Below are 15,655 nucleotides of genomic sequence, written 5' to 3'. Positions count from 1 at the left end.
GTCAACTCGCGCTTTGACGCGCGTGGAATGCAATTTCGGCGGCGACGGACTCCTGAAGCGCGGCGGCGCGCGAGCGTGCATCGCCCAGCTCGCCGGCACACCGAATTTCGATGTAGCACTTGAGTTTCGGCTCTGTTCCCGACGGTCGCACCACGACCCGCACCGCGGCCGCGTCGTCGCCGCCGGTGAACACCAGCGCGTCGGTGTGCGGAGACAGGTCCTCCACGATGACCTCGAAGCCTGCGATGGCCTTCGGTGGGGAGGTGCGCAACCGGCCCATCAGTTCGGCCGCCTCGCCGGCCGAGGACACCCGGTGGGTCACCGCGGTCGTGGTGTGCACGCCGTGGCGGCGGGCCAGTTCGTCGAGCGCGTCGAGCACGGTCATCCCGCGGTCCCGCAGTGCCACCACCAGATCACACGCCAGCACCGCGGCGCTGATGCCGTCCTTGTCGCGCACCGCCTCGGGGTCCACGCAGTGCCCGATCGCCTCTTCGTAGGCGTAGACCAGCGTGCCGTCGACCTCGAAGTCCGCGCGGGCCAACCACTTGAAGCCGGTCAGGGTCTCGACGTGCCGGGCGTCGTGCGCGGCGGCGATCGACGCCAGCATCCGCGACGACACCACGGTGCTGGCCACCACCGGCCGGTCCACGGCACACGTGGACAATACGTAATCACCCAGCAGCCAACCGGTTTCGTCACCCGACAACATGCGCCAGCCCGACGGTGTCGGGATCCCGATCGCGCACCGGTCCGCGTCGGGATCCAGTGCGATCGCCAGGTCGGCGTCGACGTCGGCGGCCAGCGCCAGCAGCAGATCCGAGGCGCCCGGCTCTTCCGGGTTGGGGAACGCGACGGTCGGGAAGTCCGGGTCCGGCGCGAACTGCTGCGACACCACGTGCACGTCAGAAAAGCCGGCCAGCGCCAGGGCGTCCAGCGCGAGTTCGCCGCCCACGCCGTGCATCGGGGTCAGTGCGACGCGCAGGGAGCCGACGGTGCGTCGCACCGTCGCGGCACGTTCGACGTAGCCGCGCACCAGGTCCGCGCCGGTCGCCGTCACTGGCTGCCGCGGGATCTCATCGGCGTAAGGTGCTGTGGCGATGGCGTTTTCGATGTCCCGGTCGGTCGGTGAGACGATCTGCAGGCCGCCGGACAGATACACCTTGTAGCCGTTGTCGCTCGGCGGATTGTGCGACGCGGTGATCTGCACACCGGCGGCCGCGCCCAGAGAACGCACCGCATACGCCACCACCGGCGTCGGCGCCGGCATGAACATCAGCGTCACCGAAAATCCCTGAGCAGCAAGTACTCCGGCGGCCGCACGCCCGAATTCTGCCGACCGGTGCCGCGCGTCGTACCCGACCACCACCGTCGACCCGGCCAAGTCGCGCTCTTTCAGCACCGTGCCCAGCGCCCACGTCGCGCGCAGCACCACCGCGAGGTTCATGCCGTTGGGGCCCGCGCGCAGCGGCCCGCGCAGTCCGGCGGTGCCGAACGTCAGTGTCTGGGCGAACCGGTCGGCGAGCTCGTCGTCGCTGCACGCCGCGAGCTCGGCCGCGGAGCCGGGATCGGGGTCGTGGGCCAGCCACTCCTGCACCGAGATCATGCCCGGAGGGTATCCAGGATGAATGCGACGCATTCTCCGATGGGCGGTGCTGGCCGCGGCGACGGTCGCGGCCACGGTGCCGCTGACGCTGCTCGGCGTGCCGTCGGCGGCGCTGTTCGCCGGGCTGGTCGTCGGAATCGTGTTCGCGCTCACGGTCTCCGGGCAGACGCGGGTGCCCCGTCGGCTCGGGGTGGCCGCCCAAGGGGTTCTCGGTGTCTACATCGGCACGATGGTGCAGCAGGACGCACTGTCGACGCTGCGGGACGACTGGCCGATCGTCGCGGCGGTCGCCGTCGCCACGCTGGCCCTCAGTGTCCTGGCCGGCGTGCTGCTGGGCCTGCACCGCGACGTGACGCCGCTGACCGGGGCGTTGGCGCTGGTGGCCGGCGGCGCATCGGGTCTGGTGGCGATCGCGCGCGAACTCGGCGGTGACGACCGCGTGGTCGCGGTGGTGCAGTATCTGCGGGTGGCGCTGATCACTGCGTCGATGCCGCTGGTCGTGACGCTGGTCTTCCATGCCGACACCTCGCACGGCACCTTCGAACGGGAGGCCGCCCAACGCTGGTATCTGAGCCTGCCGATGCTGATCGCTCTCGTCCTCATCGGCGGGTACGCCGCGCGCAGGGTCCGGCTGCCCGGCGCGGGTCTGCTCGGTCCGCTCGCGCTGACGGTCGCGGTGGAGCTCAGCGGCCTGTCGTTCGACCTGTCCGTGCCCGAGGTGCTGGTGCAGATCGGTTACGTGCTGATCGGCTGGCAGGCCGGGCTGGCGTTCACCCGGGAGTCGCTGCGCGCGGTGGGGCGCCTGCTGCCGCTGGCGGTGACGCTGATCGTCGCGCTGGGTGTGGCGACCGCGGGCCTCGGGGTGGTGCTCGCGCGCGTGGCCGACGTGACGCTGCTGGAGGGCTACCTCGCGACGAGCCCGGGCGGGGTCTACGCCGTGCTGGCCACCGCCGCCGAGACCGGCGTCAACGTCACGTTCGTGATCGCCGCGCAGGTGGTGCGGATTCTGTTGATGCTGTTCTGCGCGCCGCTGCTGGCGCGCGGGGTGGCGAGGCTGAGCGGGAAGGCTCAGAGGCGCTCGATCACCGACGACAGCAGCGAGCCCATCCGCGTCGCCGATTGACGCCCGGCCTCGAGCACCTCGGTGTGGCTGAGCGGTTCTCCGGTCATCCCGGCCGCCAGGTTGGTCACCAACGAGACGCCGAGCACCTCGGCGCCGGCCTCGCGCGCGGCGATCGTCTCGTGCACCGTCGACATCCCGACCAGGTCCGCGCCGAGGGTGCGCAGCATCCGGATCTCGGCCGGCGTCTCGTACTGCGGGCCGGGTAGCCCGGCGTAGACGCCGTCGGCCAGCGTCGGATCGATGGCGCGGGCCACGTCGCGCAGTCGCGGCGAGTACGCGTCGACCATGTCGACGAACCGGGCGCCGACCAGTGGGGAGCGGCCGGTGAGGTTGAGGTGGTCGCTGATCAGCACCGGCTGGCCGACGTGCATGTCGCTGCGCAGGCCGCCCGCGGCGTTGGTCAGCACGACGGTGTGCACCCCTGTCGCGCACGCGGTGCGCACCGGATGCACGACGTGACGAAGGTCGTGGCCCTCGTAGGCGTGGATGCGGCCGAGCAGCACCAGCACGCGGTGGGTCCCGATGCGCAGCGAGAGCACCTGTCCGCGGTGGCCCTGCGCGCTGGGTGGGCTGAAGCCGGGCAGGTCGGCCATCGCGACGACGGCCGTCGGGTCGCCGAGTTGCGTGGCCGCCGGCGCCCATCCGGAACCGAGGACGACGGCGACGTCGTGCCGGTCGACGCCGGTGCGCTCGGCCAGGTCGGCGGCAGCCGCGGCGGCGAGGTCGTCCATGACGGGCAGCCTAGTTCGGGCTCGGGCATGCAGTGAGATACTGGCCCCCATGCCCACCACCGCCGCGCCTCGCGTGGAAGACGCCGTGCAGCGGCGCCGCGGTGACCTGATCGAGCTGTCGCATGCCATCCACGCCGAACCGGAGCTGGCGTTCGACGAACACCGCAGCTGCGCCAAAACCCAGAAGCTCGTTGCCGAGCGCGGCTTCGACATCACCGCCGGAGTGGCCGGTCTGCCCACCGCGTTCCGTGCGGTGTTCGGCAGCGGACCGCTGGTCATCGGTATCTGCGCCGAGTACGACGCGCTACCCGAGATCGGGCACGCCTGCGGGCACAACATCATCGCCGCGTCGGCGGTCGGCACCGCGCTGGCGCTGGCCGACGTCGCCGACGAGCTGGGTCTGACCGTGGTGCTGCTGGGCACCCCCGCGGAGGAATCCGGTGGCGGCAAGGTGCTGATGCTCGACGCCGGTGTGTTCGACGACATCGCCGCGACGGTGATGCTGCATCCCGGGCCGATCGACATCGCCGCCGCGCGCTCGCTGGCTCTCTCCGAGGTGACGATCCGCTACCTCGGCCGCGAGTCGCACGCCGCGGTCGCGCCGCATCTCGGTGTCAACGCCGCCGATGCGGTCACCGTCACGCAGGTGGCCATCGGGCTGCTGCGCCAACAGCTCGCGCCCGGGCAGATGGTGCACGGCATCGTCACGCACGGCGGGCAGGCCGCCAACGTGATCCCGGCGCGCGCCGAACTGCACTACACGATGCGGGCGACGCACTCGGGGTCGTTGCGCGAGTTGGAATCCCGGATGTCGGGCTGCTTCGCCGCAGGTGCGGTCGCCACCGGCTGCGAGCACGTCGTCGACGAAACCGCCCCGGCCTACGCGGAACTCGCCCCCGACCCGTGGCTGTCGGCGACGGTGCGTCAGGAGATGACGCGACTGGGACGCACCCCGGTGCCCGCCGAGCTGGAGGCATCGGTGCCGTTGGGCAGCACCGACATGGGCAACGTCACGCAGGTGATGCCCGGCATCCACCCGGTGATCGGCATCGAGTCCGGCGGCGCGTCGATCCATCAGCCCGAGTTCACCGCGGCCGCGGTGTCGGCGAGCGCGGACACCGCGGTGGTCGAGGGCGCGGTGATGCTGGCCCGCACCGTCGTGGCGCTGGCCGAGACGCCCGCCGAGCGCGACCGGGTGCTGGCGCGGCAGTTCAGGCGGGCCTCATGAGCGTGCTGGCCCACGCCGCCGCGCGGTGGCTCTCGGCCCATTACGACGATTTGGTCAGGTGGCGCCGGCATTTGCATCAGCATCCCGAGTTGGGGCGGCAGGAGTTCCAGACGACGCAGTTCGTCGCGTCGCTGCTGGCCGACGCCGGGCTCAACCCGAAGGTGCTGCCCGGAGGGACGGGCCTGACGTGTGATTTCGGGCCCGAGCACGGTCCGCGGGTGGCGTTGCGCGCCGACATGGATGCGCTGCCGATGGATGAACGCACCGGTTTGCCGTACTCGTCGCTGGTGCCGGGGGTGTCGCACGCGTGTGGTCACGACGCGCACACCGCGGTGCTGCTGGGCGCGGCGATGGCGATGGCGTCGGCGCCCGAGTTGCCGGTCGGGGTGCGGCTGTTGTTCCAGGCCGCCGAGGAACTGATGCCCGGCGGGGCGCTCGACGCGATCGCCGCGGGCGCGTTGACGGGGGTGTCGCGGATCTTCGCGCTGCACTGCGATCCGCGGCTGGCGGTCGGCAAGGTCGCGGTGCGGCCGGGGCCGATCACGTCGGCCGCCGATCAGGTCGAGGTGACGCTGCATTCGCCGGGCGGGCACACGTCGCGTCCGCATCTGACCGGTGATCTGGTTTACGGGCTGGGCACGCTGATCACCGGGGTGCCCGGCGTGCTGTCGCGGCGTATCGACCCACGCAACAGCACGGTCATGGTGTGGGGTGCGGTCAACGCCGGCGTCGCGGCCAATGCGATCCCGCAGACCGGCTCGCTGGCCGGCACCATCCGCACCGCCAGCCGCGAGACCTGGCTGACGCTGGAACACATTGTGCGCGACACGGTTTCGTCGCTGCTGGCACCGCTGGGCATGGAGCACAGCGTGCTGTACCGGCGCGGCGTGCCGCCGGTGGTCAACGAAGAGGTGTCCACACGGATTCTCACCCACGCGATCGAGGCGATCGGTCCGGACGTGCTCGCCGACACCCGCCAGTCCGGCGGCGGCGAGGACTTCTCCTGGTATCTCGAGGAGGTGCCCGGCGCGATGGCCCGCCTGGGTGTGTGGAGCGGTCGGGGCCCACAGCTGGATCTGCACCAGCCGACGTTCGACCTCGACGAGCGCGCCCTCGGTGTCGGCGTGCGGCTGATGGTGAACCTCATCGACCACGCGGTCACCTAGTTTTGCCGAGCGCGCGTGTCTGTCCCTCAACACGCCGTGATTCGTGGGCATTTTGCGCGCCCTCGCACCGCGCGAGCGGCGCCCAAGTGACGGGCACGCACACGCTAGGAACCTCTGCGTCAGGCCCAGCAGAATGTCGAGCAGGCGGCTTGGCCATTCCGTCCCCTCACGCTGCGCCGGAACTGTATCCCAGGTCACTGCGCGGCTGCGGATGGCCGCAGATCACTAGTTGGCCGGTCGGCTTGTCAATACTCGGCCGATTGGCTTAGTGTAGCTAGGTACTTTTGCATCCCGGTCGAAGGCGGCTGTGCCGTAACGACTTTCGAGTAAGTCTCTGGAGGAGTCGCCGGTGAACGGGCCTAGGCCGCACTTTTACGGCATCGCCCGGTTCATCCGCCTCGCGTCGATCCCCATCATCTTGATCTGGCTGGCGATCGCGGCGTTCTTCAACATCTCGGTGCCGCAGCTCGAAGAGGTCGGCAAGCTGCGGTCGGTGTCGATGAGCCCCGACGACGCGCCCGCCGTGATCTCGATGGAGCACATCGGCGAGGTCTTCGAGGAATACGAGTCCAACAGCTCGGTGATGATCGTGCTGGAGGGCCAGGAGCCGCTGCGCGACGACTCCCGCGCGTACTACGCCGACCTGATCAGCGCCCTCGAAGCCGACACCAAGCACGTCGAGCATGTGCAGGATCTGTGGAGCGATCCGCTGACCGCCGCGGGCGCGCAGAGCGCCGACGGGAAGTCGACGTACTTCCAGGTCTACCTCGCAGGCAACCAGGGTGAGGCGCTGGCCAACGAGTCGGTGCGCGCCGTGCAGGAATTGGTGCAGACCAGCCAGCCGCCCGAGGGCGTGGACGCCTACGTCACCGGTGCGTCGGCGCTGGCCGCCGAGCAGGAGGAGGCCGGCCACAGCAGCATGCGCTTCGTCGAGGCGCTGACGTTCCTCGTCATCACGATCATGCTGCTGTTGTTCTTCCGGTCGATCGTGACGACGCTGCTGATCCTGGTGATGGTCGGCCTGAGCTTGATGACGGTGCGCGGCGCGGTCGCGTTCCTCGGCTACCACGACATCATCGGGCTCTCGACGTTCGCGACCAGCCTGCTCGTCACCCTGGCCATCGCGATCGCCGTCGACTACGCCATCTTCCTGATCGGCCGCTACCAGGAAGCCCGCGGCAGTGGAGCCACCACCGAAGAGGCGTACTACACGATGTTCGGCGGCACCGCCCACGTCATCGTGGGCTCCGGTCTGACCATCGCGGGTGCGACGTTCTGTTTGAGCTTCACCCGGTTGCCGTACTTCCAGAGCCTGGGTGTGCCGTTGGCGCTGGGCATGCTGGTGCTGATCGCGGTCGCGATGACGTTCGGTCCGGCCCTGGTGACGATCGCGAGCAAGTTCGGTCTGCTCGAGCCCAAGCGTGCGATGCGCGTGCGTGGCTGGCGCAAGATGGGCGCGCTCACCGTGCGCTGGCCGGGGGCGGTCCTGGTGGCCAGCGTGGCGGTGTCATTGATCGGCCTGCTGGCGCTTCCCGGCTACCAGACCAGCTACAACGACCGCATGTACCTGCCCGACGACATCGAGTCCAACGTCGGCTACGCCGCCGCGGAGCGGCACTTCTCCCCGGCGCGGCTCAATCCCGAGGTCGTCATGGTCGAAAGTGACCACGACCTGCGCAACTCGGCCGACTTCCTCGTCATCGACAAGATTGCCAAGGCGCTGTTCGCCGTCGAGGGCATCGGTCGTGTGCAGACCATCACGCGCCCGGACGGCAAGCCGATCAAGAGCACGTCGATCCCGTACGCCATGAGCCGGCAGGGCGGGACTCAGGACCTCAACGAGAAGTACATGTTGGAACGCATGGACGACATGCTCCTTCAGGCCGAGGAACTGCAGAAGACCATCAACACGATGGAGAAGATGCAGAGCCTGATGGGGCAGATGTCCGACATCACCAACAGCATGGTCGCGAAGATGAAGAGCATGACGGTCAACACCGTCGAATTGCGGGACCACATCGCCAACCTCGACGACTTCTTCCGGCCCATCCGCAACTACTTCTACTGGGAACCGCACTGCTACAACATCCCCGTCTGCTGGTCGATGCGATCGCTGTTCGACATGATCGACGGGATGAACACCATGACCGACAGCATCCAGGACATGTTGCCGGACATGGAACGCATGGCCGCGCAGATGCCGAAGCTGATCGAGCTGATGCCGTCGCAGATCGAGTCGATGCGGTCGCAGCGGGAAATGATGCTGAAGATGTATCAGACCCAGAACGGCCAGCTGGAGCAGCAGGCGGCGATGTCGGAGGACGCGACCGCGATGGGCGACGCGTTCAATGATGCTTGGAACTCCGACACGTTCTATCTGCCGCCGGAGGCCTTCGAGAACAAGGACTTCCAGCGGGGTATCGAGCAGTTCATCTCGCCCAACGGGCATGCCGTGCGGTTCATCGTCGCCCATGAGGGCGACCCGTTGTCCCCGGATGGCATCGAGAAGATCGACGCGCTGCGTATCGCTGCCAAGGAAGCGGTCAAGGGCACGCCGCTGGAGGGTTCGAGGATCTACCTCGGCGGTACCGCGGCCACGTTCAAGGACATGGCCGACGGCACCCGCTACGACCTGCTGATCGCCGGAATCGCCGCTGTCGGGCTGATTTTCATCATCATGCTGATCCTGACGCGGGCGATCGTCGCCGCCGCGGTGATCGTCGGGACGGTGGTGCTCTCGCTGGGCGCATCGTTCGGATTGTCAGTGCTGGTGTGGCAGCACATCATCGGCATCGAACTGCACTGGATGGTGTTGCCGATGGCGGTGATCATCCTGTTGGCGGTCGGCGCGGATTACAACCTTCTGGTGGTGGCGCGCCTGAAAGAGGAGATCGGTGCCGGCCTGCAGACAGGCCTGATCCGGACCATGGGCGGCAGTGGCTCGGTGGTGACCGCCGCGGGCATGGTGTTCGCGTTGACGATGATGACGATGGCGGTCAGCGATCTGACGATCATCGGGCAGGTCGGTACGACCATCGGTATGGGTCTGATCTTCGACACGCTGGTGATCCGTTCGTTCATGACGCCGTCGATCGCGACGCTGCTGGGCCGATGGTTCTGGTGGCCGCAGCGCGTGCGCTACCGGCCCGTCCCGATGCCCTGGCCCAAGCGCGAGCCGCAGCAGCAGATCTCCAGCTAGGACTCCCACCCACCCCGCCGCCCAGGTCTGTTCGCGTCGTTTGCGCGAGCGCGCGTGTCTGTCCCTCGACACGCCGTGTTGCGTCAGCACTTTGCGCGCGCTCGTGGCTCGCGGGCGCGACATTAGCGCCGCTTCGCGCGTCGCGCGCCCGTCATCCCCAGACGCGATCCCATCCCCAGCCAGGGCAACCGGCGCAGTATCGGCGTCCGCCGCGGCCACAGCATGGAGTCATGAACGACGGACTCCTGCAACTGTTCACAAGTCAGGGCGGTGTGGCGACCACCGGGCAGATCCTCGGCCACCTGACCCGTCACCGCTTCGATGTCTACGTCGAAACCGGTGTGCTGGAACGCATTTGGCAGGGCGTGTACTGCCTCGGAGAACCGACTGACCTTCTGCGGCTGCGCGGGCTGGACCTCTCGGCGGGCAGGCCCGTCGCAGTGTGTCTGGCCACCGCCGCGGCGGTCTATGGTTTCGACACCGAACAGCCCGACGACCTGCATGTCCTCAACCCGCCTGGCTGCGCACTACGCGACGCCGACGGACTGGTCGTGCATCGCCGGGACGGAGCGCCGCTGGTGGTGGTCGACGGGCGACGCGTCACCAGCCCGGCGTGGACGGCCATCGAGGTCGCGCGGAGCCTGAGGCGCGGCCGGGCGCTGGCGACGCTCGACGCCGCACTGCGCAGCGGGACCTGCACGCTTCCGGACCTGTGGCGAGCCGCGATCGAGCAGAAGGGCCGGCGCGGCATCGTCGCGGTGCGGCAACTGCTGCCGTTGGCCGACCCACGCGCGGAGTCGCCGATGGAGAGCGAGGCCAGGCTGGTGATGATCGACGGCAACCTACCGATCCCGGAGTTGCAGTACGAGATCGTCGACGGCAACGGTGATCTGCGCCGGCTCGACTTCGCCTGGCCCGACGCGCGGCTGGCCGTGGAGTACGACAGCGTGGACTGGCATTCGAACCCGGAGGCGATGGCCAACGACCGCAGGCGTCAGGCGGCGCTGATGGACGTCGGGTGGACGGTCGTGCCGATCGTGTTCGACGACGTGCGATACCGGTCCGGGGAGCTGGTGGCCCGGCTCGACGGGCAGCTTTATGACGCTCGAGCGGCGTGAGCGCGCGCAAAATGCCGACGAACAGCGGTGTGTCGACCCGCAGACACGCGCACTCGCCAAAACAAGGCGAGCCGAAACAAGGCGCGCCAAAACAAGGCGACCCGAAACGGAACTAGCCGCTGGCTCCGGGGCCGACGTTGGTGGCCGGACGGGTCCGGATGTCGCGTACGTAAGCCGCTGGGGCACCGGCGATTTCAGCGGCGTCGGCCATCACTCCGAGATAGCGCGCCGACGGTAGCCCGCCCTCCCAGGCATCCACCACATACAGCCACGCCAGCACCGGGTCGGTGTCGGTGTCCGACGACAGCCGCTCCACCCGGCAGCGGATCTTCTTGTGCACGCCGAGTTCGGAGCCCTCCCAGCGGTCGAGGTTCTCCTCGTCTTCCTTGGTCATGTCCCACAGCACGACGAACACCTTGGAGTCGGGATCTTCGACGACGGTGGCCAGCGCGCCCTCCCAGCCCAGGTCCGCGCCGCCGAACGTCAGCCGCCAGCCGTGCAGCCAGCCCGTTCCGGCCATCGGGGAATGCGGGGCGCGCTGCAGCATCTGCTCGGGATGCATGTTCGATCCGTAGGCGGCGTAGAGCGGCACGCGTGAAGCTTAATCGCATCGTCGGCGATAAGTTGGAGCGGTGGCAACGCGCATCGTGATCATCGGAGGGGGACCGGCGGGCTACGAGGCGGCACTGGTGGCCGCCGCTTATGGCCGCGACGTCGCACAGGTGACGGTCGTCGACTCTGACGGTCTGGGCGGCAATTGCGTGCTCTATGACTGCGTGCCGTCGAAGACGTTGATCGCCTCGACCGGGGTGCGCACCGAGCTGCGCCGTGCGGGCGGGCTGGGCTTCGACCTGGGCATCGAGGACGCGCCCATCTCTCTGGCGCAGATCAACAACCGCGTCAAGACGCTGGCCGCGTCGCAGTCGGCCGACATCGGCAGCCAGTTGCTCAACCAGGGCGTGACGATCCTGCACGGGCGCGCCGAGCTCGTCGACGACGTCCCGGGGCTGGCCAGTCACCGCGTCCGGGTCACCACCCACGACGGCAAGGTCGGGGTGCTCAAGGCCGACGTGGTGCTCATCGCCACCGGGGCCAGCCCCCGCGTGCTGCCCCACGCCGAACCCGACGGTGAGCGGATCCTGACGTGGCGCCAGGTGTATGACCTCGAGGAGCTGCCCGATCACCTGGTCATCGTGGGTTCCGGGGTCACCGGCGCGGAGTTCTGCAATGCCTACACCGAGCTCGGCGTCGACGTGACCGTGGTTGCGAGCCGCGACCAGATCCTGCCGCACGAGGATTCCGACGCCGCGGCCGTGCTGGAGGAAGTGTTCGCCGAACGGGGCGTGACGCTGGTCAAGAACGCGCGCGCCCAGTCGGTCACCCGCAACGGTGACGGGGTCCGTGTCACCATGACCGACGGCCGCGTCGTCGACGGCAGCCACGCGCTGATCACCGTTGGCTCCGTTCCCAACTCCGCGAACCTGGGTTTGGAGCGGGTGGGCGTCGAGCTCAACCCGGGCGGCTACATCCCGGTGGACCGCGTGTCGCGCACTCCGGCCGCGGGTATCTACGCCGCCGGCGACTGCACCGGTCTCCTGCCGCTGGCCTCGGTCGCGGCCATGCAGGGCCGCATCGCGATGTACCACGCGCTCGGCGAGGGGGTCTCGCCGATCCGGCTGAGGACAGTTGCCTCGGCGACGTTCACCCGCCCCGAGATCGCCGCGGTGGGTATCCCGCAGACCGCCATCGACGACGGCAGCGTGCCGGCCCGCACCATCATGCTGCCGCTGAACACGAACGCTCGGGCGAAGATGAGCCTGCTCCGGCACGGTTTCATCAAGATCTTCTGCCGTCCGGCCACCGGTGTGGTGATCGGCGGGGTGGTGGTCGCGCCGATCGCCTCGGAGCTGATCTTGCCGATCGCGCTGGCCGTGCAGAACCGTATTTCGGTGACCGATCTGGCGCAGACGCTGTCGGTGTATCCGTCGCTGTCGGGTTCAATCGTCGAGGCTGCTCGTCGCCTGATGGCCCACGACGACCTGGACTGAGGACCAAACGCGCCACCTCGTCTAGCCTGGAGACATACCTGCCAGTGACGAGAGGGCGCGCGTGAGCAATCCTTCCCCGCAGACCTTCCTCAATCCTGCCCAGCGCGCCGTCGCCTGGGAGCGGCTGGGCAGCGAGCAGTTCGACGTGGTGGTGATCGGCGGTGGCATCGTCGGTGCCGGCGCCGCGCTGGATGCAGCGACCCGCGGCCTGAAAGTGGCGCTGGTCGAGGCCCGCGACTTCGCATCGGGGACGTCGAGCCGCAGCAGCAAGATGTTCCACGGCGGACTGCGTTACCTCGAGCAACTCGAGTTCGGTCTGGTGCGCGAGGCGCTGTACGAGCGCGAGCTGTCGTTGACGACGTTGGCGCCGCATCTGGTCAAACCGCTGCCGTTTTTGTTTCCGCTGACCAATCGGTGGTGGGAGCGGCCCTACATCGCGGCGGGCATCTTCCTCTACGACCAGCTCGGCGGCGCGAAATCTGTTCCGCCACAGAAACATCTGACCCGTGCCGGTGCGCTGCGGTTGTCGCCGGGGCTGAAACGCAGCTCCTTGATCGGCGGGATCCGTTACTACGACACGGTTGTCGACGACGCCCGCCACACCATGACGGTGGCGCGCACCGCCGCGAACTACGGTGCGGTGGTGCGGACGTCGACGCAGGTGGTCGCGATGCTGCGCGAAGGTGACCGGGTCACCGGGGTGCGGGTGCGCGATTCGGAGGACGCGTCGGTCACCGAGGTACACGGTCACGTCGTCGTCAATGCGACGGGCGTGTGGACCGACGAGATCCAGGCACTGTCCAAGGAGCGCGGACGCTTTCGGGTGCGGGCGTCCAAGGGTGTGCACATCGTGGTGCCGCGGGACCGGATCGTCAGCGAGGTCGCGATCATCCTGCGCACCGAGAAGTCGGTGCTGTTCGTGATCCCGTGGGGCACGCACTGGATCATCGGAACCACCGACACCGACTGGAATTTGGACCTGGCGCATCCTGCGGCGACCAAGGCCGACATCGACTACATCCTCGGGCACGTCAACAAGGTGCTGGCCACTCCGTTGACCCACGGCGACATCGACGGGGTGTATGCCGGGCTGCGACCACTGTTGGCGGGGGAGAGCGAGGAGACCTCGAAGCTGTCGCGTGAGCATGCCGTCGCGGTGCCCGCGCCCGGTCTGGTGGCGATCGCCGGTGGTAAGTACACCACCTATCGGGTGATGGGCGAGGACGCGATCGACGCGGCAGCGGAGTTCATCCCGACGCGGGTGGCGCCGTCGATCACCGAGAAGGTGCCGCTGATGGGGGCCGACGGCTACTTCGCGTTGGTGAACCAAACCCAGAGCGTGGGAGCGCAATACAACCTGCACCCGTATCGGGTGCGACATCTGCTGGACCGGTACGGCTCGCTGATCGGGGAGGTGCTGTCGCTGGCCAAGGATCGACCCGAGTTGCTCGAGCCGATCACCGAAGCGCCGGTATATCTGAAGGTCGAAGCGGCGTATGCCGCCGAAGCCGAAGGCGCGCTGCACCTGGAGGACATCCTGGCCCGGCGTATGCGCATCTCGATCGAGTATCCGCACCGCGGTGTCGATTGCGCCCGCGAGGTCGCCGAAGTGGTTGCGCCGATCCTGAATTGGAGTGCTGAGGACGTCACGCGTGAAGTCGACACGTACTGTGCGCGTGTCGATGCCGAGGTGCGCAGCCAGCAGCAGCCCGACGACGAATCCGCCGACGCGCTGCGCGTCGCCGCGCCCGAGGCGCGTGCCGAGATTCTCGAACCGGTACCGCTGACTTGAGGCCGGTCCCTGGGGGCAAGAGCGCAGCGACCCGGGGGAGGGCACAGCCGCCGCTGCCGGTCCGAGATGGGTTGGGCCCGGCCCGGGTACGGCTGCGGGGTGGGGCGGTGCTCGTCGAGTTGGCCGACCGGTTCGGCGACGCGGCCGCGCAGAAGGTGCTCACCGGGGAGGTGGTGGCCGCCGACGGTGCGGTGGTGACCGCGGCGACGGTGCTGCCGCCCGGCGCGTTCGTCTACCTGTATCGCGACGTGCGTGACGAGGTGCAGGTGCCGTTCGACGTCCCGGTGCTCTACCGCGATGACAACCTCGTGGTCGTCGACAAGCCGCATTTCCTGGCGACGATGCCGCGCGGACGCCATGTCACCCAGACCGCGCTGGTGCGGCTGCGTCGCTCGCTGGATCTGCCGGAGCTGAGTCCGGCGCACCGACTGGACAGGTTGACGGCAGGGGTGCTGGTGTTCACCACTCGCGCGCAGGTGCGCGGCGCGTACCAGACGATGTTCGCCGGCGGCCGGGTCCGCAAGACGTATCTGGCCCGCGCCTGCGTCTCGCCGGAGGTGACGTTCCCGTTGACCGTGGACAGCCGGATCGTCAAGCGCCGCGGGCAGTTACAGGCGGTCGAGGAGGACGGCGAGCCGAACGCGTCAACCGTGATCGAACATCTCGGTGACGGGCTCTACCGGTTGACGCCGCGCACGGGCCGTACACATCAGTTGCGGGTGCACATGAATTCGTTGGGGCTGCCGATTCTCGGTGATCCGCTGTATCCGACGGTGATCGACGTTCCCGCCGACGACTTCTCGACGCCGCTGCACCTGCTGGCGCACACCTTGGAATTCGAGGATCCGCTGACCGGGGTGCCGCACCGATTCGTCAGTGCGCGTCAGCTACCCCAGACATAGGTGTGCGCTCAGATCGCAATTCCCCTCGTTCGTTTTATTGCGATCTGAGCGCGCACAGTCCGCGTCGCATGACACGTACAAAGTGAATCTACGACATCGCAGAAGCGTTCGCGATGCGGATTGTTGAATTGTAAATAAACGTTTCTGCAGCGTATTTGCTGGTAGAACGCAGTGTTATCTCATGGTGAGTGTGTCTAAGGACATTTCCAGCATTTTCACCGGCAATGCCCCAGATCTGGCAAAGCGCGTCGCGCGTTCAACTCCGTGTTCACTGGATGGGGCTGCACACGGGTGTCGACCACCTCGTTGATGGCATCGGGGTTCGCTATGACGGTGGTGCGCTCTGCAGCGAGATCACGAAGACGACGGAACCTTGATCTGCGGGACCGTCGTGACGACGATGCTGTGGTAGCTCTATGGGCCGAAGCAATTGCCCGGACGATTATCGCTCGCCGGCACGAAACGTCTTCACAGGACAGTTGCTAGGAAGTGCCGTTCGGCCGCGGGAGTCCCGGTGGACTGCCACAATTGACCGGCGTTGCAACGGCAGGCGAGGAGGATCGGTGCGCAAGGTCTTGCTGTGCGCGGCCACGGCCGTGATTGCCGGTGGAGTGGTCAACCTGATGCCGCCGACGGCGTCGGCGACGGTCTGTGGCTCGATCGGCGGCAGGTTCGTCGACGTCACCGGATGCTCGGATCCGCTGTGGTACCTCGACAGCGTGTTGACGCCACCACCGCCCCCGCC

The 15,655-nt window shown here is 68.2% G+C and carries 11 protein-coding genes and 1 pseudogene; 9 read left to right on the top strand and 3 right to left on the bottom strand.

The genetic code is table 11. From position 1 onward, the window contains the following. Nucleotide 1: 1 nt before the first annotated feature. Nucleotides 2–1,600 (bottom strand): phospho-sugar mutase, encoded by a 1,599-nt coding sequence (locus ACQI46_RS00060; RefSeq protein ID WP_427092752.1) that lies wholly within the window; start codon nucleotides 1,598–1,600, stop codon nucleotides 2–4. 25 nt (nucleotides 1,601–1,625) lie between these two features. Between ACQI46_RS00060 and ACQI46_RS00055 the strand changes: the two genes are divergently transcribed. Next, nucleotides 1,626–2,726, top strand: a complete 1,101-nt coding sequence (locus ACQI46_RS00055; RefSeq protein ID WP_427091919.1) for an AbrB family transcriptional regulator — start codon at nucleotides 1,626–1,628, stop codon at nucleotides 2,724–2,726. On the opposite strand, the gene ACQI46_RS00050 is transcribed toward ACQI46_RS00055, so the two are convergent. Next, a complete protein-coding gene (locus ACQI46_RS00050) occupies nucleotides 2,672–3,457 on the bottom strand; it encodes a purine-nucleoside phosphorylase (protein ID WP_427091918.1) in 786 nt (261 codons plus the stop codon). The genes ACQI46_RS00055 and ACQI46_RS00050 overlap by 55 nt on opposite strands. Before the next feature lie 49 nt (nucleotides 3,458–3,506). Here ACQI46_RS00050 and ACQI46_RS00045 point away from each other — a divergent pair, with 49 nt between their 5' ends. The 4 genes from ACQI46_RS00045 to ACQI46_RS00030 all read left to right on the top strand — a co-directional run bounded on the left by ACQI46_RS00045 (nucleotide 3,507) and on the right by ACQI46_RS00030 (nucleotide 10,168). Beyond that, nucleotides 3,507–4,685 carry a M20 family metallopeptidase gene (locus ACQI46_RS00045; RefSeq protein WP_427091917.1) on the top strand — a complete coding sequence of 393 codons (1,179 nt, stop codon included), beginning with the start codon at nucleotides 3,507–3,509 and terminating at the stop codon, nucleotides 4,683–4,685. Further along, nucleotides 4,682–5,851 carry a M20 family metallopeptidase gene (locus tag ACQI46_RS00040; RefSeq protein WP_427091916.1) on the top strand — a complete coding sequence of 390 codons (1,170 nt, stop codon included), beginning with the start codon at nucleotides 4,682–4,684 and terminating at the stop codon, nucleotides 5,849–5,851. The genes ACQI46_RS00045 and ACQI46_RS00040 overlap by 4 nt, the downstream gene beginning before the upstream one ends. A gap of 349 nt (nucleotides 5,852–6,200) precedes the next feature. Further along, on the top strand, nucleotides 6,201–9,050 hold the full coding sequence (locus tag ACQI46_RS00035) for an RND family transporter (RefSeq protein WP_427091915.1): 2,850 nt from the start codon (nucleotides 6,201–6,203) through the stop codon (nucleotides 9,048–9,050). Nucleotides 9,051–9,280: 230 nt separating this feature from the next. After that, nucleotides 9,281–10,168, top strand: a complete 888-nt coding sequence (locus ACQI46_RS00030) for a hypothetical protein (protein ID WP_427091914.1) — start codon at nucleotides 9,281–9,283, stop codon at nucleotides 10,166–10,168. Between the two features lie 112 nt (nucleotides 10,169–10,280). Here ACQI46_RS00030 and ACQI46_RS00025 read toward each other — a convergent pair whose 3' ends face one another. Beyond that, nucleotides 10,281–10,760, bottom strand: a complete 480-nt coding sequence (locus ACQI46_RS00025; RefSeq protein WP_427091913.1) for a gamma-glutamylcyclotransferase — start codon at nucleotides 10,758–10,760, stop codon at nucleotides 10,281–10,283. 40 nt (nucleotides 10,761–10,800) lie between these two features. Between ACQI46_RS00025 and ACQI46_RS00020 the strand changes: the two genes are divergently transcribed. The 4 genes and pseudogenes from ACQI46_RS00020 to ACQI46_RS00005 form a co-directional block, all read left to right on the top strand. Next, complete coding sequence (locus ACQI46_RS00020) at nucleotides 10,801–12,216, top strand: NAD(P)H-quinone dehydrogenase (RefSeq protein ID WP_427091912.1); 1,416 nt, start codon at nucleotides 10,801–10,803, stop codon at nucleotides 12,214–12,216. Nucleotides 12,217–12,277: 61 nt separating this feature from the next. Continuing rightward, a complete protein-coding gene (locus ACQI46_RS00015) occupies nucleotides 12,278–14,008 on the top strand; it encodes a glycerol-3-phosphate dehydrogenase/oxidase (RefSeq protein WP_427091911.1) in 1,731 nt (576 codons plus the stop codon). Nucleotides 14,009–14,061: 53 nt separating this feature from the next. Further along, on the top strand, nucleotides 14,062–14,910 hold the full coding sequence (locus tag ACQI46_RS00010; protein ID WP_427092751.1) for a pseudouridine synthase: 849 nt from the start codon (nucleotides 14,062–14,064) through the stop codon (nucleotides 14,908–14,910). A 563-nt stretch (nucleotides 14,911–15,473) separates the two neighbouring features. Continuing rightward, nucleotides 15,474–15,655, top strand: a pseudogene (locus ACQI46_RS00005) (RNA-binding protein); the annotation flags it as partial.

This window comes from Mycobacterium sp. SMC-4 (assembly GCF_050205565.1).
Lineage (GTDB): Bacteria > Actinomycetota > Actinomycetes > Mycobacteriales > Mycobacteriaceae > Mycobacterium.
Note: the sequence above shows the minus strand (reverse complement) of the source record. Positions and strands in the feature narration are given on the sequence as shown.